The organism is Pseudocolwellia sp. AS88, assembly GCF_030551755.1.
Lineage (GTDB): Bacteria > Pseudomonadota > Gammaproteobacteria > Enterobacterales > Alteromonadaceae > Pseudocolwellia.
The window spans coordinates 56,513-82,390 of record NZ_JAUPEC010000019.1; the positions used below are offsets into that span (position 1 = coordinate 56,513).

General features: G+C 34.9%; 23 protein-coding genes. 15 read left to right on the forward strand and 8 right to left on the reverse strand.

Annotated elements, in window-relative coordinates:
• Positions 1–369 precede the first annotated feature (369 nt).
• The 5 genes from Q5N69_RS13335 to Q5N69_RS13355 form a co-directional block, all read right to left on the reverse strand.
• Positions 370–1,968, reverse strand: coding sequence for an MFS transporter permease (locus Q5N69_RS13335; protein ID WP_304369468.1), 1,599 nt, complete (start codon positions 1,966–1,968; stop codon positions 370–372).
• A gap of 109 nt (positions 1,969–2,077) precedes the next feature.
• Positions 2,078–2,407 carry a hypothetical protein gene (locus Q5N69_RS13340; protein WP_304369469.1) on the reverse strand — a complete coding sequence of 110 codons (330 nt, stop codon included), beginning with the start codon at positions 2,405–2,407 and terminating at the stop codon, positions 2,078–2,080.
• A gap of 401 nt (positions 2,408–2,808) precedes the next feature.
• Positions 2,809–3,405, reverse strand: coding sequence for a peptidylprolyl isomerase (locus Q5N69_RS13345; RefSeq protein WP_304369470.1), 597 nt, complete (start codon positions 3,403–3,405; stop codon positions 2,809–2,811).
• Between the two features lie 53 nt (positions 3,406–3,458).
• Positions 3,459–4,040, reverse strand: a complete 582-nt coding sequence (locus Q5N69_RS13350) for a YajG family lipoprotein (protein ID WP_304369471.1) — start codon at positions 4,038–4,040, stop codon at positions 3,459–3,461.
• Complete coding sequence (locus tag Q5N69_RS13355) at positions 4,037–5,203, reverse strand: methyltransferase (RefSeq protein WP_304369472.1); 1,167 nt, start codon at positions 5,201–5,203, stop codon at positions 4,037–4,039. Before Q5N69_RS13355 ends, Q5N69_RS13350 begins: the two co-directional genes overlap by 4 nt.
• A 222-nt stretch (positions 5,204–5,425) precedes the next feature.
• Here Q5N69_RS13355 and Q5N69_RS13360 point away from each other — a divergent pair, with 222 nt between their 5' ends.
• The 14 genes from Q5N69_RS13360 (at position 5,426) to alaS (ending at position 21,193) form a co-directional block, all read left to right on the forward strand.
• Positions 5,426–5,746: a BolA/IbaG family iron-sulfur metabolism protein gene (locus tag Q5N69_RS13360; protein ID WP_304369473.1), complete on the forward strand. Its 321-nt coding sequence runs from the start codon at positions 5,426–5,428 to the stop codon at positions 5,744–5,746.
• A gap of 679 nt (positions 5,747–6,425) precedes the next feature.
• Positions 6,426–7,616: an enoyl-ACP reductase FabV gene (fabV, locus tag Q5N69_RS13365; protein ID WP_304369474.1), complete on the forward strand. Its 1,191-nt coding sequence runs from the start codon at positions 6,426–6,428 to the stop codon at positions 7,614–7,616.
• A gap of 338 nt (positions 7,617–7,954) precedes the next feature.
• Positions 7,955–9,292: a Na(+)-translocating NADH-quinone reductase subunit A gene (locus Q5N69_RS13370; protein WP_304369475.1), complete on the forward strand. Its 1,338-nt coding sequence runs from the start codon at positions 7,955–7,957 to the stop codon at positions 9,290–9,292.
• Positions 9,293–9,294: 2 nt separating this feature from the next.
• Positions 9,295–10,506, forward strand: coding sequence for an NADH:ubiquinone reductase (Na(+)-transporting) subunit B (locus tag Q5N69_RS13375; RefSeq protein ID WP_304369476.1), 1,212 nt, complete (start codon positions 9,295–9,297; stop codon positions 10,504–10,506).
• Complete coding sequence (locus Q5N69_RS13380) at positions 10,499–11,281, forward strand: Na(+)-translocating NADH-quinone reductase subunit C (RefSeq protein WP_304369477.1); 783 nt, start codon at positions 10,499–10,501, stop codon at positions 11,279–11,281. Before Q5N69_RS13375 ends, Q5N69_RS13380 begins: the two co-directional genes overlap by 8 nt.
• Positions 11,281–11,904, forward strand: coding sequence for an NADH:ubiquinone reductase (Na(+)-transporting) subunit D (locus Q5N69_RS13385; RefSeq protein ID WP_304369478.1), 624 nt, complete (start codon positions 11,281–11,283; stop codon positions 11,902–11,904). The genes Q5N69_RS13380 and Q5N69_RS13385 overlap by 1 nt, the downstream gene beginning before the upstream one ends.
• A gap of 5 nt (positions 11,905–11,909) precedes the next feature.
• Entirely contained in the window at positions 11,910–12,533 is a 624-nt protein-coding gene (gene nqrE, locus Q5N69_RS13390) for an NADH:ubiquinone reductase (Na(+)-transporting) subunit E (RefSeq protein ID WP_304369479.1), read from the forward strand.
• Positions 12,534–12,596: 63 nt separating this feature from the next.
• A complete protein-coding gene (nqrF, locus tag Q5N69_RS13395) occupies positions 12,597–13,820 on the forward strand; it encodes an NADH:ubiquinone reductase (Na(+)-transporting) subunit F (RefSeq protein WP_304369480.1) in 1,224 nt (407 codons plus the stop codon).
• 246 nt (positions 13,821–14,066) lie between these two features.
• Complete coding sequence (locus tag Q5N69_RS13400; RefSeq protein ID WP_304369481.1) at positions 14,067–15,080, forward strand: FAD:protein FMN transferase; 1,014 nt, start codon at positions 14,067–14,069, stop codon at positions 15,078–15,080.
• Positions 15,081–15,252: 172 nt separating this feature from the next.
• The gene (gene nqrM / locus Q5N69_RS13405; protein ID WP_304369482.1) at positions 15,253–15,474 is read left to right on the forward strand and encodes a (Na+)-NQR maturation NqrM; all 222 of its coding nucleotides are present in this window, start codon (positions 15,253–15,255) and stop codon (positions 15,472–15,474) included.
• Positions 15,475–15,500: 26 nt separating this feature from the next.
• Complete coding sequence (gene mgrA, locus Q5N69_RS13410) at positions 15,501–16,517, forward strand: L-glyceraldehyde 3-phosphate reductase (RefSeq protein ID WP_304369483.1); 1,017 nt, start codon at positions 15,501–15,503, stop codon at positions 16,515–16,517.
• Between the two features lie 162 nt (positions 16,518–16,679).
• Positions 16,680–17,741 (forward strand): DNA polymerase IV, encoded by a 1,062-nt coding sequence (dinB, locus tag Q5N69_RS13415; protein ID WP_304369484.1) that lies wholly within the window; start codon positions 16,680–16,682, stop codon positions 17,739–17,741.
• 550 nt (positions 17,742–18,291) lie between these two features.
• Positions 18,292–18,516 carry a regulatory protein RecX gene (locus tag Q5N69_RS13420; RefSeq protein WP_304369485.1) on the forward strand — a complete coding sequence of 75 codons (225 nt, stop codon included), beginning with the start codon at positions 18,292–18,294 and terminating at the stop codon, positions 18,514–18,516.
• A gap of 52 nt (positions 18,517–18,568) precedes the next feature.
• On the forward strand, positions 18,569–21,193 hold the full coding sequence (alaS, locus tag Q5N69_RS13425; RefSeq protein WP_304369486.1) for an alanine--tRNA ligase: 2,625 nt from the start codon (positions 18,569–18,571) through the stop codon (positions 21,191–21,193).
• Positions 21,194–21,421: 228 nt separating this feature from the next.
• Here the strand turns inward: alaS and Q5N69_RS13430 are convergent, their stop codons facing one another.
• Both Q5N69_RS13430 and Q5N69_RS13435 read right to left on the reverse strand, forming a co-directional pair.
• A complete protein-coding gene (locus Q5N69_RS13430) occupies positions 21,422–21,787 on the reverse strand; it encodes a ribosome recycling factor family protein (RefSeq protein WP_304369487.1) in 366 nt (121 codons plus the stop codon).
• 235 nt (positions 21,788–22,022) lie between these two features.
• Positions 22,023–22,784 (reverse strand): hypothetical protein, encoded by a 762-nt coding sequence (locus tag Q5N69_RS13435; protein ID WP_304369488.1) that lies wholly within the window; start codon positions 22,782–22,784, stop codon positions 22,023–22,025.
• Positions 22,785–23,047: 263 nt separating this feature from the next.
• Here Q5N69_RS13435 and cysB point away from each other — a divergent pair, with 263 nt between their 5' ends.
• On the forward strand, positions 23,048–24,022 hold the full coding sequence (gene cysB, locus Q5N69_RS13440) for an HTH-type transcriptional regulator CysB (RefSeq protein WP_304369490.1): 975 nt from the start codon (positions 23,048–23,050) through the stop codon (positions 24,020–24,022).
• Between the two features lie 145 nt (positions 24,023–24,167).
• Here cysB and Q5N69_RS13445 read toward each other — a convergent pair whose 3' ends face one another.
• The gene (locus Q5N69_RS13445) at positions 24,168–25,547 is read right to left on the reverse strand and encodes an L-serine ammonia-lyase (RefSeq protein ID WP_304369491.1); all 1,380 of its coding nucleotides are present in this window, start codon (positions 25,545–25,547) and stop codon (positions 24,168–24,170) included.
• Between the last annotated feature and the right edge of the window lie 331 nt (positions 25,548–25,878).

Genomic DNA, 25,878 nt, shown 5'->3' on the forward strand with positions numbered 1-25,878 from the left:
TGCTTTTTAGAAGAGGGTATCTTGTGAATAGTAAATAGTTGTAACACTTTCCATGTGTTAATGAGTGAGATACATCATAACGATAAAAAATAAAATAATGACAGTATTAAAAGCAATAATGTAAGCAAAGCCTTTCCAGGCTGATTTAATAGAATACCCTTTAGAGTTTATATAACTCCACCAAATAAGGCACATAATTATAGGTAGTAAAAAAAATAATTTGATCATAGTTATCATTAATAATTAATTTGCATATCAATATCATAGCGTACTTGCTTGCTTTACACACTTCAAGTTCTTTAACTAGCTCAATTTGTCTAAGTTATTTAATAAATGCTTTGCTAGAGAAGGTTTACTCCATTTCACAATTTATTTAACGGATTCATTTTTGTTAATTAGCGCGGTTAAAGGTTTTCTTATCATGTATAAAAATAACAAACTAGGGATAACCATCACTGCTGTTAACACAAAGAATAGCGCCCAATTACCATCTAGCCAATCAACCACGATCCCAGAATAAGAACCGAGCATTACTCGACCAAATGTACCTAAAGATACCATAAGTGCATATTGGCTAGCGGTAAACGTTTTATTACACAGAACTGAAATTAATGCGACAAAAGCAACAGAACCCCATGCAGAAGTAAAACCATCAACAAATACTGTACCAGCAAACAATAATTTATTAGGACCTACTAGTGCCATAACGGCAAATAGTAAGTTACTAGCACCCATAGCTATCCCACCAATAAATAAGCCCTTTAAAATTCCGTACCTAATAGTGAAAACACTGCCAATTAATGAAAATACTATGGTAGTTGCCCAATTAAGCATTTTGGAATAGTAAGCAATATCACTATTTGAGAATCCTACCTCACGATAAAATACGATAGACATACGACCTAAATATGCTTCACCAAGCTTAAATAAGAAAATAAATAATAAAATCGAGAGGGCGAGTTTTACTCCATTTCTATCAAAAAACTCTTGGATTGGTGCGACTAATGTTGTTAGTAACCAAGCTGTAATTCTATGAATCACGTTAGGAGCTTGATGAGTATCTAAGGGATGCATATTTCTAATCGTTAGATTTAAATGACCTAACTGTTGAATGAATATTACGAGTAGAAATACAATAAAAAGAGTTATAAAAGTAAAGCTAAAGTTATTAGGTATTAAGTTATCAGGCCAAGCAGGGTAGCCAATATTTGCGTAAATAATAGAGCCAAAAATAGCGGGTAGTATTAATAAAATATATAAAGGTTTAAGCCCTTGCTTAGGTAGTACTTTTAAGTAATTCGTTTGAATTAGATCAAGTTCAACTTCTCTATTATTACTCGGTTCTTTAACGATAAAGGTGGTTACCATCAATAGAGCCATAATACCTGAAAGAACTAAGAATGCGTCAGACCAATCCCAATTTGGGCTATCAACTAAGAGGAATGGAATACTCCCCAAACCAGCAAACCCTGTCCACCAACCAGCTGTAGCCATTGCTGAGCCAGCCGACATATAGTTGTTATGATCATCTGCCAGAATATCTATTCGATAAGCATCAATAGCGATATCTTGACTTGAGCCAAAGAAAGCAATAGTTAAACCTAAAAGAGCGACTAAACTTAGTTGTTCAGATACATTAACTTGGCTTAGTTGGTAGGTAGCTATAACCATAAATAATTGGGTGAACATTATCCAACTTCGACGTTGGCCAAATTTTGAAGTAAGAAAAGGGATTTTTACTCTGTCAACAAAGGGGGACCATAAAAAATTGATACTGTAGGTCACAAAGATAAGACCAAAGAGTCCGATACTGGAGCGACTAAGCCCTTCGTCTTTTAGCCAGCCACTCATAGCTGACCCTGTCATCACCCAAGGGAAACCACTAGCGATCCCAAAACAAAAAATACTGAGTAAACGTTTATCTTTAAAATAGCGAATTGTGTCAAAAAGAGAGTTGGAACTTGGCATTCAGAAAATTCAAATAATATTAAGTGGCACAAGCCTATCAGAGTGTTTGATATGAAAGAAGTGAATTATGATGATTGTTTATTTTCATTTGTTTTACTTACTTTAACTTTTAAGGAAGTGGTCTCCATCCTATACAATCCACAGGATAGCTTCCAGTGCCTCTAAAAAAGTCTATGCAGGTGGTAATTTCACTTTTAAAGTATAAATTATCATTAAGTGAATGAGCTCCATGTAAACTTACCTCATGAATGACATGCCAAAATACTCTTTCTTTAGCATTATTTGGCGCTTCTTCTTTTATTTTAAGTAAAGTCCATTCATCCATAGTATTTGATATAAATTCATCTAATTCTGTTGGATGTAATACATGGTTTAAAACCGCATTTATGTAATAAATCGATTGTGATATTTTCTCATCGATAAATCTCTCAATTACCATTTTGATTCTCTTTTTTATATTTTGTTTATTATTTTTTCGAATCTTATTGATTAAAGCGTATTTATATACTGAGTATTACTTTATAACAATAAGACATAGTGATATGTATGGTTGAAAATATAGTAAAAGTCAAAAAAACACTGTTGTAAATAAGTCTTATTTGAATAATAGCATACCGTTTGGTATAAAAAAGAGTTTCTTTGTTATTTAATTGAACAGATAGGAAGTAAAGGGAGAATTAGATTGTTTTACTAATTAATTTAATATTAGTAGGAGAATATTAAAAATAAAGCTTAAACAATCTGTAATTTATTATTATAAAGAGAAGGCTAAATTTTTATTAGCCTGAGAATAATCTTAAAAGGATTGCAAACTCAGACTAATAACATCTATAACTGATCTCATTCAGCAGCTAGTAGAGTCGCTTTAATTAATATTATTGGTTTTACAGGTACATCACTCCATGACATTTCAGCATTAAAATCTGTTTCAACTTTTGCCATAGATTCAATTACCTCTAATCCCTCTGTAATATTACCAAATACAGCATAACCCCAACGTCTACCTGGATCTAAATTAGTATTGTCTTTTACATTAAAAAAGAATTGACGATTGGCTGTATGCGGCTTGGATTCTTTAGCCATCGCTATGGTACCCATTTCATTTTTTAGGCCATTTCCTGACTCATTAATTATATTATTATTCACTTTTTTTATAGTGAAGTTAGGATCATAACCACCACCTTGCACAATAAAATCAGCTAAAACACGATGAAAAATAGTATTGTCATATTCACCATTAACAACATAAGTTAAAAAGTTATTTACCGTGATAGGGGCTTTGGTGCGATCTAATTCAACAATAATATTTCCCATAGAGGTTTCAAGTTTTACTTTTGGAAAAATATTGTAGGGATCTATCTCTGTTTCTTTAGCTTGTGAGGCGTTAGAGCATAAAATGATTAAGCTCATAAGGAATATTAAAATTTTTTTATTCATAAAAAATGTGTGCCTGAGTTATTAAAATATTTTATAAACATCTTCAGATGACTTTAAAAAGTGTTACCTGGAGTTTTAATTGCACTTTGTATTTCAACGTTATTCGTTATTTTAACTAAAGTAGCCGCAAGTTGATTATTAAAGTCTCTCTCTAAAACTGCGATATCTGCTTTTAAAGGTCCATTACTACTTCCAGATATATTAAAGTTTTTAGTTAAAACGGTATCACCATTTCTTACGAGCACTTTTAGCGCTATGGTATTTTGAGCCTTGTAACTTACTAAACTTTGTTGAACATTAATAAGGGCGTTATCAATAATAATATCGACTTGTACATTAGAAAATGTGTCTATACCCAACCCCTGCTGACGAAATACAGGGCTAATTGTTTCTTTTATAATGCTCGTTAAGCTACTTTGGCTTGATAATAATTTAGCAGGTTCATCATCTTTTATTATTTGAACTATATAATTACTGCTACGTTGATCTGAAACATTAAGTTGTATTTTGTTATCAAAATATACACCTTTTGAATAACCTATAAGTTCGGGTGAAACAACAACGTATTTTGGTGCCGTTGAACAAGCACTGATCATGCTCATTAAACCTAGTGTTAATAATAATCTTAATTTCATCGTTTTATTGCCGCCGTAGTTACAAATTTATCGTTGCTAGCTATCAATTTTTCATTACCGAAAATTCGTTGTAATTTAATATGATAAGCCAATTGACGGTTACCTATAATACGTAACTCGCCACCTTTCTTTAAAACTCTATAGCTATCTTTAAACATTTGCCAAGCTATATGATCTGTTGTTGCTGTTTGTTGATGAAAAGGAGGATTACACAAAACAATATCCACGCTATTACTTTCAACATTACTAAGACAATCATTTACGTTAAAGGTGCAGTTTTCAGCTAAATTTGGAAAATTAGCTACTATATTGTTTTCTGCAGATTTGATTGCCATAAATGATTCATCATAAAAATGAATTTTACATTCAGGCTGCTGATCTAAAACAGATAAACCGATAACTCCATTACCGCAACCTAAATCTACAACAGTTGAGCCTGTTGGAACTAAAGGTAGATTCTCAATAAAATAGCGACCACCTATATCAAGTTTCTCTCTTGAATAAACATTTGAGTAATTTGAGATAGTAAAGTTTTTCTCTTTATTTTGAACAGAAGGCATTTCCCAAATTGTTGGGAAAGGCGATTTAGTTTGAGTTTTATGATCAATTTCAGAGAAAACTAAACGTGCTTTTTTAACGGCCAAAGAGGTTTTGGTTGCGCCTAAATATTTTTCAAATAATTTTAACGTAGAACTATGTATTTCTTTAGCTCTGTCTGCAGCAATAAAAACTGTTGTTTCAGAAAAAGTGTTATTTATTTGAATAAGTTGGTCAATCAAAAATGATTTTGTTTTAGGTATTTTATAAAGGATTAAATCAATATTTTTAGGTAGCTCATCTGTGCTTGTTAGATAATTAATGTTGTTGGTATTAATTGAGTTTTTCTCAATATTTAATTTTATGCCTTGTTGGCTTATGTAAGAGTCATTTACACAATAAACATTATGTTCAGATAAATTACATGTTAAAGCGCCAAAAGCATCATTAAAAATAACAATGTTTTTAGGTGAATCGCTAAGCTTAATGTCGTCAAAGTCGCTGTTTAAATAATTAATTATATATTCATCAGCAGCATCCCAAGCTTGCAAACTCCGGTTAACTTGCCCTAAAGGAAAACGTTCTAAAAAAAGGTTTTTATCATTAAAAATGAAAGGGCTAATCATATTAAAAACTTACAACGAAAGGCAAAAATATAAGAGGTGACTATTGTGTCAAAAATTCAGGTTTGCTGCCAGTTGAATCTAAGATAAAAAATTTAAACTATTTATCTATGTTAAACACATATTTAGTAAATAACTGGCGTTTTTATTTTTTATTTTATGGTGAAATTAGGTTTTTGAACTAACCTTAATTACAAACATATAAAAATAGATCTGAGGGAAAATATGACTATTGAATTGCTAATAGAAAAAAAGCTTATTAATGCATTTTCTCCGCTGCATATAGATATAACGAAAGAAGATTTATTGTTTGAATTACCCAATACGGAGCAATTTCATTTTAACGTTGTTATTATTTCAACGCAATTTGAGGGGCTTAGGATAAAGGAAAGGCATGAGGCCATTAATCGTATTTTAGTTAAAGAGTTAATTGAAAATATACCTGTATTAACACTCCACACCTACACAGAAAAAGAGTGGATTTATAAATACTCTTCGTTACCTTTGTTTATGCACTCAACTTATACAAGTCGAGAAATAGCATAGAACATGTACTTTAGTCTTAATTAAACGTTATGTTGTTGGTGAAAAACTTAAGACTTTTTCATGATAATAGCTATGGTATTAATTCATTTCATTTTAATTTTTTGAAGCTCAATTATATTTAGTCATTTGAAATAAAAATAAGCAGCATTGCCATAACATTTTGATTTCTATTTACTTACTTCAAACATTGATTCATTTCACACTACTCAATTATAATCACTTACTTAAATCTTCAGTAAAGAGTCGATTATTGTGCCATCACATTTGAAATCTCATTAAAGTGTTTCAAAAGTAGTTGAAGTGACTATTTTTAAGAATGAGTGTGATTATTGAAAGGCACTTTTAAAAGGTGTTAACTTCATAAGTTTAATTGTTAATGTACTTTTTAGTTTGACTAAACTTTTTAGCAAATGCTCGCGATAATAAAGACTTAACATTAAAAAATATTTACGATATAGATAAATATAATCAGCAAAGTGTCACACTTTTCGTTACACTTCGCCTAATTGCCAATAGAAGTCATGAATTTATTGATTTTGATGAAGTAAATAGTTCATTTTTTGTTGGTTTAGCTAACTGCTCGTACCTCTTATTTTATTTAGCGGAGTAAACTATGCTCCATAAAATGAAGAGTAATTATCGAGCTCATTAATCGATAACATATATATAAGGTTTTTTTATGGTTATTAAGCCAAAGATTCGTGGTTTTATCTGTACTAATGCACATCCTGTTGGTTGTGACGCTCACGTAAATGAGCAAATCGCTTATGTTAAACAGCACGAGCAATCTGCGACTAAACCAAAAAATGTACTCGTTATTGGTGCGTCTACTGGTTATGGATTAGCTTCAAGAATTACGGCTGCATTTGGTAATAATGCAAAAACGTTAGGTATTTTCTTCGAAAAGCCACCAACAGAAAAGAAAACAGCTTCAGCAGGTTGGTACAATACTGCTGCTTTCCAAAAAGCGGCTGACGAAGCCGGTATTTGGTCTAAAAATATTAATGGCGATGCTTTTTCTCATGAGATTAAAGCGAAAGCAATTAACACCATTAAAGAAGAATTAGGTCAAATAGACTTAGTGGTATACAGCTTAGCTTCTCCTCGTAGAACAGATCCTGATACAGGTGAAGTTTACTCGTCAACGCTTAAGCCGATTGGTCAAAGTGTTACGACTAAAAACTTAAATACATCAAAACGTATTATTGACTCAGTGTCTGTTGAAGCGGCTTCAGAAGAAGAAATTCAAGGTACAATTGACGTAATGGGCGGAGCTGATTGGGAGCTTTGGATCAAAGCTCTTAACGAAGCTGGTGTTTTATCTGAAGGTTTTAAAACCGTTGCATATACATACATTGGCAAAGAACTTACCTGGCCAATATACGGTAAAGCAACTATAGGTAAAGCGAAAGAAGATTTAGACCGTGCTTCATCTGCAATTAAAGCTTCTACTCAAAACATTAAAGGCGAAGCATACGTAACGTCTCTTAATGCTGTTGTAACTCAAGCAAGTTCAGCTATTCCTATCATGCCTTTATATATTTCAGCCATGTTTAAAGTAATGAAGGCAGACGGGACTTATGAAGGTTGTATTGAGCAAATTCAAAACTTATTCGTTGAAAATATTTATGGTGATACACCACGTTTAGATGAAGAAGGACGTTTACGTCAAAACTACAAAGAACTTGAAGATAGTGTTCAACAACGTGTTACAGATATTTGGAACACCGTAGATACAGATACAATTGACGAATTAACTGATTATGAAGGTTATCATCAAGAGTTCTTAAAGTTATTTGGTTTCGGCGTGAAAGATGTAGATTACGATGCTGATGTAAACCCTGTAGTAGAAATTAATCACTTAGATTAATTTTAAAGCAAGTTTTACAACAAGTATTAAAGCCGGTATCTGAAAATATCGGCTTTTTGGGTTTTAAATGTAAATATATGTGTGATTTTTGAGCTAAAATTCATTATTTAGTCTAAATTATAATGAAATGTAGAAGCGACCGTAGAATGATATCTAATGATTGTGCTAAAATCGCGCCAGAAATTTTTTAACCTAAAGCCAGTGGAAACTAGTTTTGCTATGTTTCTTGCTGAAATACACTGAAATCATATTTTATTCAATTCAATAAGGTTTATACCTAATTTGGGGAAGATAAAATTTTGGTTTTGATACTCCCATCAAAAGTAGTGCAAGTGTTTATGATTACAATAAAAAAAGGTCTGGATGTTCCTGTAGTTGGTTCGCCCCAACAGGTAATCCATGATGGCAATGCCATTAAAACCGTTGCGACACTAGGTGAAGAGTTTGTGGGCATGCGACCTACCATGTTTGTAAAAGTGGAAGATCGTGTCAAAAAAGGCCAGGTTCTTTTTGAAGATAAGAAGAACCCAGGCGTTAAGTTCACAGCTCAAGCATCAGGTGTTGTAAAAGAAATCAATCGTGGTGAAAAACGTGTTTTACAATCTGTTGTTATCGAAATCGATGGCGATGAGAAAGAAACGTTTACAAGCTACAGTGCAAGTGAATTGTCTACTATCGATCGTCAAGATGTAGTTAATAACCTAGTTAACTCAGGGTTATGGACTGCGTTGCGTACTCGTCCATATAGTAAAATTCCTGCAATTGATTCAACACCAAATGCAATTTTCGTTAGCGCAATGGATACCAACCCAAATGCAGCTGATCCTGAAGTTATTATTAACGAACAGGCTGAAGCATTTAAGCAGGGCTTGATAGTTCTTTCTCGCTTAACTGAAGGTGAAGTGTTTGTTAGTAAGGCGCCAGGGGCTAATATTCCTGTTGAAGCCAACGTTAACGTAAATGAGTTTGCAGGTAAGCATCCTGCTGGCCTTGTTGGAACCCATATACACTTCTTAAAACCTGTAAGTGCTGATAAGTTTGTTTGGCATATTGGTTACCAAGATGTAATTGCTGTAGGCAAGTTATTCATTACCGGTGAGCTTGATTCTACACGTGTGATTTCTTTAGCTGGTCCTGCCGCTAAGAACCCACGTTTAGTGAGAACAGTTTTAGGTGCTTCAACAGCTGAGTTAGTTGCTAACGAAGTAGAGTCAGGTGAATTACGTGTAGTTTCAGGCTCGTTATTATCAGGTTCAACCGCTAAAGGTGTTCATGGTTATTTAGGTCGTTACCACGTTCAACTTTCTTTAATTTTAGAAGGTCGTGAGAAAGAATTTATTGGTTATATGTACCCAGGACCAAACAAATTCTCAGTGACGCGTGCATATATGTCTCATTTCTTCCCTAAGAAATTATTCAATATGACGACTACGACTAACGGAAGTTCTCGTGCAATGGTTCCAATTGGAAACTATGAGCGTGTAATGCCTTTAGATATTTTACCAACGTTGTTCTTACGTGATTTAGCTGCCGGTGATACTGACAGCGCACAACAACTTGGTGCTTTAGAGCTAGATGAAGAAGATTTAGCGCTATGTACATTTGTTTGTCCAGGCAAAACAGATTACGGCGTTCTGCTTCGTGATTGCCTAACCATAATTGAGAAGGAAGGTTAGTCATGGGTGTCAAAAAGTTTATTGAAGATATAGAACCGCATTTTGAAAAGGGCGGTAAACATGAGAAGTGGTTTGCGCTTTACGAAGCGGTAGCGACTGGCTTATTTACTCCAGGTTATGTTAACAAAGGCAAAACTCACATTCGTGATAGTATTGACCTTAAACGTATCATGATCACTGTTTGGTTAGCTGTTTTCCCTGCCATGTTTTTTGGTATGTACAACATCGGTTTCCAAGCAACTGAAGCATTAGCTGCTGGCTATGCTTTACCTGATACATGGCAAGTTGGCTTGTTTGAAATGTTAGGTGGAAGCCTAGCTGCAGATACAGGCACATTTGGCATGATGCTCTACGGAGCCGTGTTCTTTCTACCTATTTACGCCGTAACATTTATTGTGGGTGGTTTCTGGGAAGTTCTTTTTGCTGCAGTACGTAAGCATGAAGTTAACGAAGGTTTCTTCGTAAGTTCAATCTTATTTGCGTTAATTGTTCCTGCTTCTATTCCTTTATGGCAAGTAGCTATCGGTATTACTTTTGGTGTTGTTGTAGCTAAAGAAATATTTGGTGGAACAGGTAAAAACTTCTTAAACCCTGCATTAGCGGGTCGTGCATTTTTATTCTTTGCTTACCCAGCTCAAATTTCTGGTGACTCTGTATGGGTTGCTGTTGATGGGTTCTCTGGTGCTACAGCTTTAGCTGCAGGTGCTGCTGCAAACGTTGGTGAAATTACTTACTCAATGAATGCTGACTGGTGGAATGCGTTCTGGGGCTTTATTCCTGGTTCTGTTGGTGAAGTATCAACATTTGCAATTCTATTAGGTGGTGCTTACATCCTTTATAAAGGTATTGCTTCATGGCGCATCGTTTTAGGTGTATTTGCAGGTATGGTTCTAACGGCTACGCTGTTTAACTTTATTGGCAGCGACACTAATGCAATGTTTGACATGCCTTGGTACTGGCACTTTGTAGTAGGTGGTTTTGCTTTTGGTATGATCTTTATGGCGACGGACCCTGTTACAGCTTCTTTCACTAATACTGCTAAATATTGGTATGGTGCATTAATTGGTGTGATGGTTATTCTTGTTCGTGTTGTAAACCCAGCATTCCCAGAAGGTATGATGTTAGCAATTTTATTCGCTAACTTATTTGCACCTTTATTCGATTACTTTGTAGTACAAGGTAACATCAAAAGGAGGCTTGCTCGTAATGTCTAGTAATAAAGAAACTCCTATCAAAACGATTGGTTTTGTATTAATTGTTTGTTTAGTGTGTGCTGCATTAGTATCTATTTCTGCAGTTCAACTTAAGCCTTTGCAGGTTGCAAACAAGTTACTTGATCAACAAACTAAGATCTTAGAAACAGCTGGTCTACTTGACGTGGCTGGTGATGACATCGTTGCTACGTTTAACAAATATGTTGACGCTAAAATGATTGACCTAGATTCAGGTGAATTTATTGAAGGTGATCCATTATTATTTGATGAACGTCGTAATTCACGTGATGCAACTAAATCTGAAAAACCTGAGAATGACATTGCAGGTATCAACCGTCGTTCAAATGACGCAGTTGTTTACTTAGTACGTAACGACGAAGGTGAAGTTAACACTATTGTTCTTCCTATCGTTGGTTCAGGCTTATGGGATTTAATGTACGGTTACGTTGGATTAGAATCTGATTTAAATACTGTGCGTAGTGTTGTTTACTCTGATCATAAAGAAACTCCGGGCCTTGGCGCTGAAGTAATGAACCCTAAGTGGAAAGCATTATGGCCAGGTAAGAAAATTTATGATGACAAAGGTGAACCTAAAGTTCACTTAGTTAAAGGTGGCGCAAAAGCTAACGACATCCATGGTGTTGATGCTTTATCTGGTGCAACTTTAACAAGTAACGGTGTTACTCGTACATTACAGTTTTGGTTTGGCGAAGAAGGTTACAAACCTTTTATTGCTAAGTATCGCTCTTCATTAGGTAAGGGAGGTGTTAACTAATGGCTTCAGAAACAAATAAGGTTTTAACTAAACCTATTTTTGACAACAACCCTATTGCGTTACAAATACTTGGTATTTGTTCAGCTTTAGCAGTAACAAGTTCAATGGCAAATGCATTAGTAATGACATTAGCTGTTGTTGTTGTAACGGCATTTTCTAACTTGTTTATTTCGATTATTCGTAATCAAATACCTTCAAGTGTTCGTATTATTGTTCAAATGGCAATTATTGCGTCATTAGTAATTGTAGTTGACCAAGTACTTAAAGCCTTCTCTTATCAATTATCGAAAGAGCTTTCTGTATTTGTTGGCTTAATTATTACTAACTGTATCGTAATGGGACGTGCTGAAGCTTTTGCTATGAAAGAAAAGCCAGGTGTTAGTTTCATGGATGGTATTGGTAATGGCCTAGGTTATGGTTTTATCTTAATGAGTGTTGCATTTGTTCGTGAATTATTAGGATTCGGAACAATATTTGGTATCGAAATCTTACCATTGATTCAAAATGGTGGCTGGTATCAAGCAAACGGTTTATTAGTATTACCATTTAGCTCATTCTTCCTTATTGGTTTCCTAATTTGGGCAATTCGCCAATGGAAACCAGAACAAGTTGAGAAGGATTAGAACTCATGGAACATTATATTAGTTTATTAGTTAAAACGATTTTCATTGAAAACATCGCTTTAAGCTTTTTCTTAGGTATGTGTACTTTCTTAGCTGTGTCTAAGAAAGTAAGTACTGCTATGGGTTTAGGTGTAGCTGTTATCGTAGTACTTGGTATTGCGGTTCCTGCTAACCAAATAATCTACCAAGCAATATTATCGCCTGGTGCTTTAGATTCATTGATGGGTATTACAAACCCTAAAGAAACAATAGATTTAAGTTTCTTATCATTTATAACGTTCATTGGTGTTATTGCTGCATTAGTTCAGATCCTTGAAATGGTGTTAGATAAATACTTCCCTGCGTTATATCAAGCATTAGGTATCTTTTTGCCGTTAATTACAGTTAACTGTGCGATTTTTGGTGCGGTATCATTTATGGTATCTAAAAACTTAACGCTAGGTGAGTCTGTTGTTTATGGTATTGGCTCTGGTATCGGTTGGGCATTAGCTATTGTATTGCTTGCTGGTATTCGCGAAAAGATGAAATATTCTGACGTTCCAGATGGCCTTAAAGGTTTGGGTATTACGTTTATTACTGCAGGATTGATGGCATTTGGCTTTCTTTCTTTCGGTGGTATTTCGTTATAATAAGATTAACAAGGAATACGAGTATTAACTTGTATTCCCCTAGAGAAGTATAAGGAAAAGTCGATGGAAATCATTCTCGGCGTAGGCATGTTCACTGCGATCGTTATAGCTTTGGTTCTAGTAATCTTATTTGCTAAATCGAAGTTAGTTGCAGAAGGTGACGTGACTATCAGTATAAATGGCGATCCAGCTAAAGCAGTTACTACTAGTGCTGGCGGAAAGCTATTAGGCGCACTTGCTGACCAAGGTATTTTTATTCCTTCAGCATGTGGTGGCGGTGGTACTTGTGGACAGTGTCGTGTACACGTTCATTCAGGCGGTGGAGATATTTTACCAACTGAGCAAGGGCATATCACTAAGCGTGAAGCTAAAGAAGGTTGTCGTCTTTCATGTCAGGTTGCTGTTAAGCAAGACATGGATATCGAAGTAGAAGACGAAATCTTTGGTGTTCAACAATGGGAATGTGAAGTTATCTCTAACGATAACAAAGCAACTTTCATTAAAGAACTTAAGCTACAAATACCGAATGGTGAATCAGTTCCGTTTAGAGCGGGTGGTTACATTCAAATTGAAGCTCCAGCTCATCACGTGAAATACAGCGATTTTGATATTGATGATCAATATCGTGGCGATTGGAATCATTTTGGCTTTTTTGATGTTGAATCAAAAGTTGATGAACCAACGTTACGTGCATACTCAATGGCTAACTATCCTGAAGAAGAAGGCATTATCATGCTTAACGTGCGTATTGCTACGCCTCCTCCAGGAAGATTACATTTACCAGCCGGTAAAATGTCGTCTTACATCTTTAGCTTAAAAGCAGGTGATAAAGTAACTATTTCAGGTCCATTCGGTGAATTCTTCGCGAAAGAAACTGATGCAGAAATGGTATTTATTGGTGGTGGTGCTGGTATGGCGCCGATGCGTTCACATATATTCGATCAACTTAAACGTTTAAATTCTAAACGTAAAATGTCGTTCTGGTATGGTGCTCGTTCACTACGTGAAATGTTCTATGAAGATGACTATAACGGCTTAGCGGCTGATAATGACAACTTCGAATGGCATGTTGCACTTTCAGATCCGCAACCAGAAGATAACTGGGATGGTTTAACAGGTTTTATTCATAATGTACTACATGAACAATACTTGAAAGATCATGAAGCGCCTGAAGATTGTGAGTACTACATGTGTGGTCCTCCAATGATGAATGCAGCTGTTATTCATATGCTTAAAGACTTAGGCGTAGAAGACGAGAATATCATGTTAGATGATTTCGGTGGCTAATATTTTTCTTTAAGTTTGCCTATTGACGCTATTTCAGCGTTGGATGTACTCATTGACTAACGTCAACTCCGTGCATCCGTCTTGAAATAGCACCAATATTCTTCGCTTAAGATAAAAATATAATTCATTAGAATGATGAACATTAAAGACGACTTAGGTCGTCTTTTATTATTTATATAAGAACACTTTATTTTTAGAACTATCTGAGCAGTGTATTTACATAAATAATAATTTTTTGGAAGTTGTATGAAAAACTTAATTTTAATAGCAGCATTGTTAACATTACTGACAGGATGTTTCCCAAGTAAAAATTTAGATAAACAAGAAGTTTTACTGCAAGGTAAAACGATGGGGACCACCTACAATATCAAAGTTATTGTAGAAAATGATTCAGTCGATACTGAGTTATTACAAGAAGATATAGATGCCGCTCTAGTAAATCTGAACCAAGAAATGTCAACTTACATTAAGGATTCAGAACTATCTCGCTTTAATCAGTTACGTTCATCAGAGCCTGTAACTTTATCTAAAGGTTTAGCTCGCGTTATTAAAGAAGCTATTCGCTTAGGTGAACTTAGCGAAGGTAGTTTAGATGTTACAGTAGGGCCTTTAGTTAATTTATGGGGGTTTGGACCTGAATTTCATCTTGATAATGTTCCTTCTGATGAGTTACTTCAGCAAACAAAAGCTAAAGTAGGTATTGAAAATATTACTTTAAATGGTAACCAATTAAGTAAAAAAATTGATGAGCTTTACATCGACCTTTCTACTATCGCTAAAGGTTATGGCGTAGATCTTATTGCAGAGTTAGTTGAAAGCAAAGGTATAGATAATTACCTGGTAGAAATAGGTGGTGAGTTACGCTTAAAAGGTTTTAAAGACACCGGTGAGTTATGGCATGTTGCGATTGAAAAACCGGTTAATGATGAAAGAGTTGTTCAACAAGTTATAGTACCTAAAGATAATGCGGTGGCAACATCAGGTGATTATAGAATTTATTTTGAATCTAACGGCGAGCGCTTTTCTCACATAATAAATCCAAAAACCGGTAAACCTATTAAACATAAGCTAGTGTCTGTAACTGTTATTCATCCTTCTTCTATGACAGCCGACGGGCTATCAACAGCCATGATGGTGATGGGTGAAGAAAGAGCGCTCAAATTTGCTCAAGACAACGATATAGCTGCTTACTTTATTAGTAAGTCGGATAATGGCTTTGTTGAACAAAGCACGGTAAAATTCAGTCAGTATCTAAAATAATATCAGCGCTATTAATTATGATGGTAAAGCATTAGAAAAATAGCGCATGAAGTGAGATTAGCGATTAGCCTGAGAATTTAATATTAAAACTCTCGGTCTATCTCACAGTCACAATAAACGTGAAGTCAGCGTTATACATTTATTATATTTTAACGAATATTAAGGCTATATTATGAGCATCTTTTTAATTACATTTGGCTTTTTTCTTGTTGTAGTTGCTGCAATGGCTGTGGGTTATATTTTTCAGAATAAGACCCTTGCTGGTTCGTGTGGTGGTTTATCCTCAATGGGCATTGAAAAAGCCTGTGATTGTGAAAACCCTTGTGAGAAAAGAATCGCACGAGAAAAAGCAGCAGCAAATAACGAAAACTCTATTGATATAAAAAATATTTAATACTAAAAAATAAGAACCTACTATTAATGATCACACATGAACCTAACCCTCTGTATTTAGCAAACACAGCTAGATATGAAACTATGCAATATAGTCGTTGTGGTAACAGCGGACTTTTACTGCCAAAGTTATCGTTAGGTTTATGGCAAAATTTTGGTGGCGTTGATTCTTTGTCTAATGCGCAAGAGCTTTTATTTACTGCTTTTGATTCAGGTATTACCCATTTCGACTTAGCTAACAACTATGGCCCTCCATTTGGTTCAGCAGAGTCAACATTCGGTAGTGTTTTAAAGCAACACCTTAAGCCTTATCGAGACGAACTTATTATATCGAGTAAAGCGGGCTATGATATGTGGCCTGGTCCTTATGGGATTGGCGGTTCAAGAAAGTATCTTATAGCAAGTTGTGATCAAAGCTTAAAACGTACAGGTTTAGAATATTTTGATATTTTTTATCATCACTGTATGGATAATGAAACTCCGCTAGAAGAATCAATGCAAGCGCTAGATCACTTAGTTAAATCTGGTAAAGCTTTATATGTTGGTATTTCTAGTTACGATCCTGAACAAACTACTAAAGCGGTAAATATTCTTAAAAGTTTAGGCACGCCATTACTTATTCATCAGCCACGTTATAATATTTTTGATCGTTGGATTGAAGATGGCTTAACAGACGTATTGTTAGATCAAGGTGTAGGTTCTATTGTATTCTCACCTCTAGCTCAAGGCTTACTAACAGATAAGTATTTACAGGGAATTCCTGAGGGTTCTAGAGCTTCAAGATCTGAACTTATTTATCTTAATAATAGCGATATTACAGAAAGTAAAATCGTAAAAATAGAACAACTAAATAACTTAGCTAAAAGTCGTGAGCAAACCTTAGCTCAAATGTCGATTGCATGGACCTTAAATAATAAAGCAGTAACTTCGTGCTTAATTGGTGCAAGTAAAAAAGAACAAATTCTTGATTCAGTAAAAGCATTAAACAATTTAAGCTTTAGTGAAGACGAATTAGCCAACATTAACAAGATAGCAAATAGCTAATTATTGGTTTAATTGATTTATTATTAAGCAAATATTAAGTAAGTAATACTGACTGTTGCACTTACTTCTTTCATAACCTCTCCTAATATTACTCATTTCCTTGATTGAACATATACCTTACTTCGCTTAAACTGTTTTAATATACAGTGTTTTGGGCTTTTCATGGTTAAAAAATTTATTCACATTGATATGGATGCATTTTTTGTATCGGTAGAGATCAGAGATAACTCAACATTAGCTAATAAGGCGGTAGCTGTTGGAGGTAAGTCTGACAGGCGTGGTGTACTTTCTACATGCAACTATATCGCCAGACAGTTCGGTGTTCACTCAGCAATGGCAACCTCAATAGCTTTACAAAAATGTCCCCAGCTGATTGTTGTTCCTGGGCGAATGGATGTATATAAAGAAATATCGGTACAAATAAGAGCAATCTTTGAAAAATATACTCAGCTAATTGAGCCTTTATCTTTAGACGAAGCTTTTTTAGATGTTACTGACTGCAAACTATGCAATGGCAGCGCGACACTTATTGCAGAACAAATCAGGCAAGAAATTTTCGAAGAACTTAATCTCACAGCTTCAGCCGGTATAGCACCTAATAAGTTTTTAGCCAAAATAGCCAGCGATGAAAATAAGCCTAATGGTCAATGTGTTATCACGCCAGAACAAGTAGCTGCTTTTATTGAAAAAATGCCTCTTAATAAAATACCTGGTGTAGGTAAAGTTACCTTCGAAAAATTAAAAGCTAACGGTTTAGAGTTTGGACGAGACGTTATCGCTCGTGATAAATCAGAACTAATGCATAAATTTGGTAAGTTAGGCGTGTCTTTATGGGATAAATGCCAAGGCATAGATAATCGTGAAGTGGTTACTAGTCGAGTACGAAAATCTGTAGGCGTTGAAAGAACTTTCGCACAAGATATTCATACCAAAGAAGAGTTGAGCGACTATATGATTGGTAACTTAATTCCTGAGTTAAAAAAGCGCTCCGAACTCTACTTAAAAACACGGGAGATAAGTAAATTGGGGGTAAAAGTAAAATTTAAAGATTTTCATCAAACGACAAAAGAATTCAAATATCATAGTTTTGATGAAAGTGTTTTTAACGAACTTTTGAATGATGCATTAATAAGAGGAGAGGGAAAGGCAGTTCGTTTACTTGGGGTTCATATTGGCCTTTGCGATGAACCTGATGAACATCACCAGTTTGAACTTGCTCTTTAGTTTAAATAGGGAATAAAATTTATTGCCTGATCGTTAACGCTTCATTTTCTGTGTAGTCGAATATAAAGATCTAACTTATAACATTCTTTATTGAAAATAATGACATAACTGGTTTAATTGCGCTCAATAATCAGTAAAATAAGATGGTATCGATAAATTTGATATTTTTACTAACATACTCGAAAGCTCAACAGGCCCTAGCTTAAAATTAATCTTGCTTAGGTTTCTATCATATTAATTTAATTGAATTTTTAAGTTATATGATTTTTAAACTGTTAGCGTATAAATTGCTGTTGTAATCTTTAATACGTTTATCGATTCGTATGTCCAAAGAAAAGGTTTAGTTACTTGAATAAAAGCATTTTACATTAAGCCATTGGTTTACTCTCTAGTACACAACATTCTACTAAAGAGTTAACGAATAATTTGTTGTTAAGAAAATTTGAACTTGAAGAGACAAATCCTGTTATCGGGTTCCTAATTGCTGAAGATTATTTGAGTAACGAACGCTTCGCTGAAAGCGTATTTAGAACATGTATTAATCGAGAATATGATTGGTTATATATATAATGAACTTAGCCAAAAAGGTGTAAGCTCATCAATCATCTCAGAATTAAACAATAATCAGCAAATTGATTGGTATCTTCAAGCAGAGCTCGCGTATAATAAACGCTTTGGTACAGCAGCTGTTATTGATCAAAAAGATAAAGCAAAGCGTGCACGATTTTTACAGAGTAGAGGCTTCGCCTCCGATGAAATTTTCTCCATTTTGTAATTACACAAAAGTCGAAAATAAATAATTAAATGTTAACGAATTGGATTTTCCCATGATTAAAACGAGTGCTGAATTACGTCAAGCATTTTTAGGTTTTTACGAATCTAAGCAACATCAAATTGTACCTAGTAGCTCATTAGTTCCAGGTAATGATGCAACCTTACTTTTTACTAATGCCGGTATGGTGCCATTTAAAGATGTATTTTTAGGAACCGAGCAACGTAGCTATACCCGTGCTACTTCTTCGCAACGTTGTGTAAGAGCCGGTGGTAAACATAACGATTTAGAAAATGTTGGCTATACAGCGCGTCATCATACTTTCTTCGAAATGTTAGGTAACTTCAGTTTTGGTGATTACTTTAAAATTGAAGCTATTCAATACGCGTGGGAATTTCTTACTGAAGTACTACAACTTCCTAAAGACAAATTATTAGTCACTGTATACAAAGACGATGATGAGGCATTTAATTTTTGGGCTGAAAAAATAGGTGTGCCAGTAGAAAAAATTATTCGTATTGGTGATAAATCTCCAGATAAGAAGTATGAATCAGACAACTTTTGGTCAATGGGTGATACTGGCCCATGTGGACCATGTTCTGAAATATTTTATGATCATGGCGAAGATATTTTTGGTGGACCTCCTGGCTCTCCAGATGAAGATGGTGACAGATTTATTGAAATTTGGAATATCGTTTTCATGCAATACAATCGTCAAGCTAACGGTGACATGGACTTACTTCCTAAACCGTCAGTTGATACAGGTATGGGCTTAGAGCGTATTTCAGCTATTTTACAAGGTGTTCACAGCAACTACGAAATTGATATTTTCCAAAACTTAATTTCCGATATTGCTAATTTACTCGACTGTAAAGATTTAGAGCACAAATCATTGCGTGTAATTGCTGATCATATACGTTCATGTAGCTTCCTTATTATTGATGGTGTAATTCCATCAAACGAAGGTCGCGGCTATGTACTAAGACGTATTATTCGTCGTGCTGTGCGTCACGGTAATAAATTAGAAGCTAAAACAGAATTCTTTTATAAAATTGTAGCCTCGCTAGCTAAGCAAATGGGCGATGCCTACCCAGAACTTATTGAACAACAAGTAACGATTGAAAAATTATTACGTATCGAAGAAGAACAGTTTGGCCGAACTTTAGATAGAGGTATTGCATTACTTGATAACATGCTAGCTGAAATGGAAGGCGATGTGATTTCAGGTGAAGATGTATTCAAACTTTACGATACTTATGGTTTTCCAGCTGATTTAACAGCAGACATTGCACGTGAACGTGACTTAACAATTGACCAAGACGGCTTTGATCAAGCAATGACTCGTCAGCGAGAAAGAGCCCAACAAGCGAGTCAATTCGGCACCGATTACAATCAACAGTTAAAATCTGAAAAGGTAAGTGAGTTTGTTGGTTACACTCAACATGCATTAGATTCTACTGTTGTTGAATTGTTTGCGAATGGCGAGTCAGTTCAACGTTTGAAGACTGGTGATAAAGGTGTTGTTGTTTTAGACCAAACTCCATTTTACGCTGAATCGGGTGGACAAGTTGGTGATACAGGTGTTCTTCGTACTTCTTCAGGAATATTTGAAGTTAAAGACACAGTTAAGTTAGGTAATGCTTTTGCCCATCACGGTGTTGCACAAAGTGATATCAGCTTGAACGATAAAGTCGAAGCTGAAATTGATTTAGAAAGTCGTCAAAATATCATCAAAAACCATACAGCTACTCATTTACTTCATGCTGCTTTACGTAAAGTTTTGGGTGATCATGTTACTCAAAAAGGTTCTTTATGTGATGCAGAAAAACTACGTTTCGATTTCTCACATTTTGAAGCGGTAACTGCTGAAGAATTACATACCGTTGAACGTATGGTAAATGAAGAAATTCGTGCTAACCATAAGCGTAATACTGAATTAATGAACATCGAACAAGCCAAAGAAAAAGGTGCTATGGCATTATTTGGTGAGAAGTATGATGAAGAAGTTCGTGTTGTCACTTTAGGTGGTTTTTCTACTGAGTTATGTGGCGGTGTTCATATTAACCAAACAGGTGACATTGGATTATTCAAAATAGGCTCTGAATCAGGTATTGCTGCTGGTGTTAGACGTATTGAAGCTTATACTGGTGACGGTGCTTTAGGCTTTATTGATGAACAAGCAGGCTCACTGACACAAATTGCTTCTCTGGTTAAATCTGATGTAAACAGTGCTGCAGGTAAAGTAGAGCAGTTAATTGGTAAGAGTAAATTACTTGAAAAAGAAATTGCTCAATTGAAGCAGAAATTGGCAGCCTTAGCAGGTTCTGATCTAGTGAGTCAGGCAATAGAAATTAATGGTATTAAAGTACTTATTGCTAATCTCGAAAATGCTGAAGCTAAATCTTTACGTGGCATGGTAGACGACCTTAAGAACAAAATGGGTTCAGCCATTATTTTCTTAGCGACTGCCAATGACGATAAAGTGAGTCTAATTGCAGGTGTAACGAAAGACTTAACGAGCTCTGTTAAAGCAGGTGAGCTAGTTAACGTGGTTGCCCAGCAAGTAGGTGGTAAAGGTGGTGGTCGTCCTGATATGGCACAAGCAGGTGGTAGCCAACCTGAAAATCTTGTAGCTGCACTTGAAACAGTTAAACCTTGGTTAGAAGAAAAACTAACTTAATGAGGGTTTAACTCACAAATAAAAAACCAGCTAATTTAGTTGGTTTTTTATTGTCTAAAATTAAATTGATTAAACTGTTATTGAATTAGACCAAATTGATTAATTGACCACTTAGCGAGAATCAAAAGGCTTATATACAAGGCATTGATTGAAGAGAATAGTTGACCAATAACGAAGCTAATAAGCCTTTTAAACTCTAAGTTGAGTAATTTATTAATCAAATTGGTATTATAAGTCTTCCAATTCATCAATCACTAAGCGTGCTTCAGCAATTGTACAGTCTGTTTTAGCCATTAGCTGGTTGATTGATATACCAGATTGTTTTGCCGCTATATTTACAAGCTCTTGGTGGCTTAAGTTTGTTTTGTGTTCACTTAAATGTTTAGCTAGCCATTGCCAAGATGGTTCTTCAGATTGGTGGATAAATTTGATGATTGTTTCTAGTTGTTCAAAGTTTGCTGAAAGTAGCCAATTCCTAGATCTTCCTTTGCGTGAAAGGGAGCAACCAATCGCTCGAATCTCTGCTTTTAGCGCATAAGCTTTTAATACTCTTCTTAAGAATGAAGGGAGGGCGATTTCAAATAACTTGGACACAAATAATAAATCTTATAGGGTGTAAACACCTGACAAGCTTACCGTAGTTAAACACTTAATTTAAGTGTTGAAATGTTTTCTTTTTTTGGAAGAAATGAAAGGTGAAAATTTGAGAATAATAACTCAGGAAGTTCTTGGTGAGAGTGAATAAACTAGTAAATATAGTTTTGTAAAAATCAAATATAAAAAAACCAGCTTATAAGCTGGTTTATTCGATTAATATGATACGACTAAGTTACCATTTCTTTTTTGGTTGAAAGAGCATATCTAAATCGTCTTCCTCATCTTTAGCCTTTTTAGCTGCGTCTTGTGCGTTCGTCACTTTAAGAGCTGTTGTGATTTCCTCTAGTTTATCTTCAATTTCAGTGCGCTTTGTTGTTGTATATTCAGATTGATGTGGATGGCTTGTTAATGTTTGTAATGCTTTTTCAAAATATTGACGTGCCGAACCAAGCATTTCTTTTGAATAAGCTTTTTGCCCTCTATTTATAATGCTTTCAACGCCAATTTTAAGCTGCATAGCATCTAAACGTAGATCTTGCTGACTATACACCTGAGCTTCAATACTACCCTTTGATTGCTCCGATTTAAGCATTATTCGTAACTTTTTAATGGTTTGTAAAATACCAACAAGTTGCTGTTCGTTATCAGGTAAAGTGAAGTTTTCATCACTTCCTTGCGTTGTATCTTTAGTGCTACTTATAGCTGCTTCTAGCTCTTGTATTTTTTGTTTCGTCGCTTTTGCTGATGGTGAAAGTTGTAACATAGCTTTAGCAGCGTTAAGGCTTCTAGTATTTATAATATTAACCAAAACAGGACTAGCAGGTAAATGAGTTAAGTTGGCTATAAGCTGTTCAGACTCATCAATTATAGCTTTGAATTTTGCTGTTTTAGCACGTCTTTCTTGTTCTTGTTTAGCTTTGTGTTGTTGCACGCCATTAACGACAACTACACCTACTATCAACAAAACTATTAATCCGATAATGATTATAATCATATTTTACTTCAACTCGACGTTACATGAAAAGATACTGTGTGAGTCTACAAAAAATGCCAGACTCTTCATAGTTTTAAATTGATTTACAACTATAAATAATAGCTAAGTATAATAATAATACAAAGTTGAATGACCTAATAAGGCAATGAAATGATAATTTCCTTATAATCTTTTGATAAAAATTACGTTAAATAAAAATTAATATGGAATAAATGTTAAATTAAGTATATATTTTTGGAATAAGAAACTTTGAAGCAGCCAAAATGAAACTACAACAACTCCGTTACATTGTTGAAGTACTCAACAATAATTTAAATGTTTCCGCTACAGCGGAAAGCTTATTTACTTCTCAACCGGGTATCAGTAAACAAGTAAGGATGCTTGAAGATGAATTAGGTATTCAAATTTTTGGTCGCAGTGGTAAACATTTAACTCATGTAACTCCAGCAGGTAATGAAGTTATTAATATTGCCACAGAGATACTTTCTAAAGTTGAAGCTATTAAAGCTGTAGCACGTGAACATACTCAACCTGATGAAGGTAAGCTTCGTATAGCTACTACACATACACAGGCACGTTATGCATTGCCTGAAGTTATTCAAGGTTTTATGAAGCGATATAGCAAAGTTTCTTTGCACATGTATCAGGGGACTCCAGCTCAAATTAGTGAATCTGCTTCAAAAGGTGATACTGATTTCGCGATTGCCACCGAATCTCTGCATTTATACAACGACTTAATTATGTTGCCATGTTATCACTGGAACAGAAGTATTATTGTTAAGGCTGATCATCCTTTAGCTAAGAAACGTGATATCACGATTCAAGATATCGCTAAGTATTCTTTGGTTACTTATGTTTTTGGTTTTACTGGACGTTCTGAACTCGATAAAGCATTCACTAATGCCGGTTGTGAACCTAAGATAGCCTTTACAGCAACAGATGCTGATGTAATTAAAACTTATGTACGAATGGGCGTTGGTATCGGTGTTATTGCTTCTATGGCAATGGACCCTAAAATTGATAGTGATTTAGTCACTATTGATGCGAGCCATTTGTTTACAAGAAGCACCACTAAGATTGGCTTTAGAAGAGGCACATTCTTAAGAGGTTACATGTTTGATTTTATTGAACGTTTTGCTCCTCATCTTAATAGAGATTTAGTAACACGTGCAGTATTACTGAAAAACAATAATGATATTGATGAGCTATTTTCGAATATTGAATTGCCTGTTCGTTAAGTTTTGTTTTATTTAAAGAAGAAAGAGAGCATCAGCTCTCTTTTTTTATGTGTGATTTATTTTTAAGGTTTAGATAATAATATTATTTTAATACTGATAATGAACCAGTACTTATTCTCAACCAGATTAATTCAAAACGAATCCATTAACATTCAATAATATTTACGGCTAAACCACCACGTGATGTTTCTTTATATTTGGTTTTCATGTCGTTGCCTGTTTCCCACATCGTTTTTATGACTTTATCTAAAGTGACTTTTTGAGTACCTGAACCCCGTAGGGCTAGTCTAGAAGCATTAATAGCTTTAACTGAACCCATGGCATTACGTTCTATACAAGGCACCTGTACTAAACCGCCAACAGGATCACAGGTTAAACCTAAATTATGCTCCATACCTATTTCAGCGGCATTTTCCACTTGTTGAGGGTTACCCCCCATAATTTCAGTTAAAGCTCCAGCAGCCATAGAACAAGCCACGCCAACTTCGCCTTGGCAGCCTACTTCAGCACCAGATATTGAGGCATTGGTTTTATATAAAATACCGATAGCTGCAGCAGTAAGTAGGTATTTAATGCAATCATCATCACTTACCGGCTTAACAAATTTATTGTAGTAACACAGTACAGCAGGAATGATCCCTGCAGCTCCATTGGTTGGCGCAGTCACAACTCTCCCGCCAGCAGCATTTTCCTCATTAACAGCAAGTGCAAATAAGTTAACCCAGTCCATCGCAACAAGTGGGTCACTATTCTTTTCAACTGTTAATGTTCGATATAAAGCGGGCGCTCTGCGTGTAACTTTTAAACCGCCAGGTAATATACCTTCAGTTCTAATACCTCTGTCCACACAATCTTGCATAGCTTGCCATATATTAAGAAGTTGAATTCTTATGGTTTTTTCATCATTTAAGCACTTTTCATTATTCATCATAATTGTACTAACGTTTATATGATTTTCTTTAGCGATATTAAATAGCTCAGTACCGTTAGTGAATCGATGTGGGCGTTTAATATTGCTATGTAATGAAAGGGCTTTGTCTTTTTCTTTTTCAAAATCGCAGTCTTGAACAATAAAGCCACCACCAATAGAGAAATAGGTTTCTTCTAATATAAGCTCATCACTTTCATCAAAAGCGAATAATGTCATACCATTTGAATGGGCACTTAAGGTCTTCTTTCTGTGATAAATAATGGCGTCTTTTTTTGGGAAAGAAACATTATGGGTTTTATTTAGAGTAATGGTTTGAGTGTTAACAACTTGTTCAAGTATGTTATCAATAAAATCTACAGGGATAGTTTCAGGCTGCTCGCCACAAAGTCCTAATATTACAGCTTTACCTGTTCCATGACCGATACCTGTTTGTCCTAACGAACCGAACAATTCGCATTTAACGCGTTTAACCTGATCCATATGATCGGCTTCAGATAAATGCTGAACAAATAAATGGGCGGCTTTCATTGGCCCCACAGTATGTGAACTTGATGGGCCAATGCCAATCGAGAACATATCAAATACACTAATCATTTCTAATTCCGAATTTAAGTTTGTTTTGCTTTTGTTTTGTGAAATTATATTTCGAAATGTGATATTATATTAAAACTATTACACATAACAATAAAAGTTATACGAAGGTATAACTTTTAAAAACATCCTGCAAAGCTAGCAGCACCCATCGTTACTTTAATTTAGGATGTTTAAATGAATAATAACTTATGATTTTAGCAGAGTATAAAAATAGTGAGAGAGAATAGGGGGCTTTATTATATTAAAAATATACCTATGACCCGTCCTAATATAGGTTGACAGTCATTTAATTAAAACGCCTGATGTACTTCATTGGGCGTTTTATATTTTA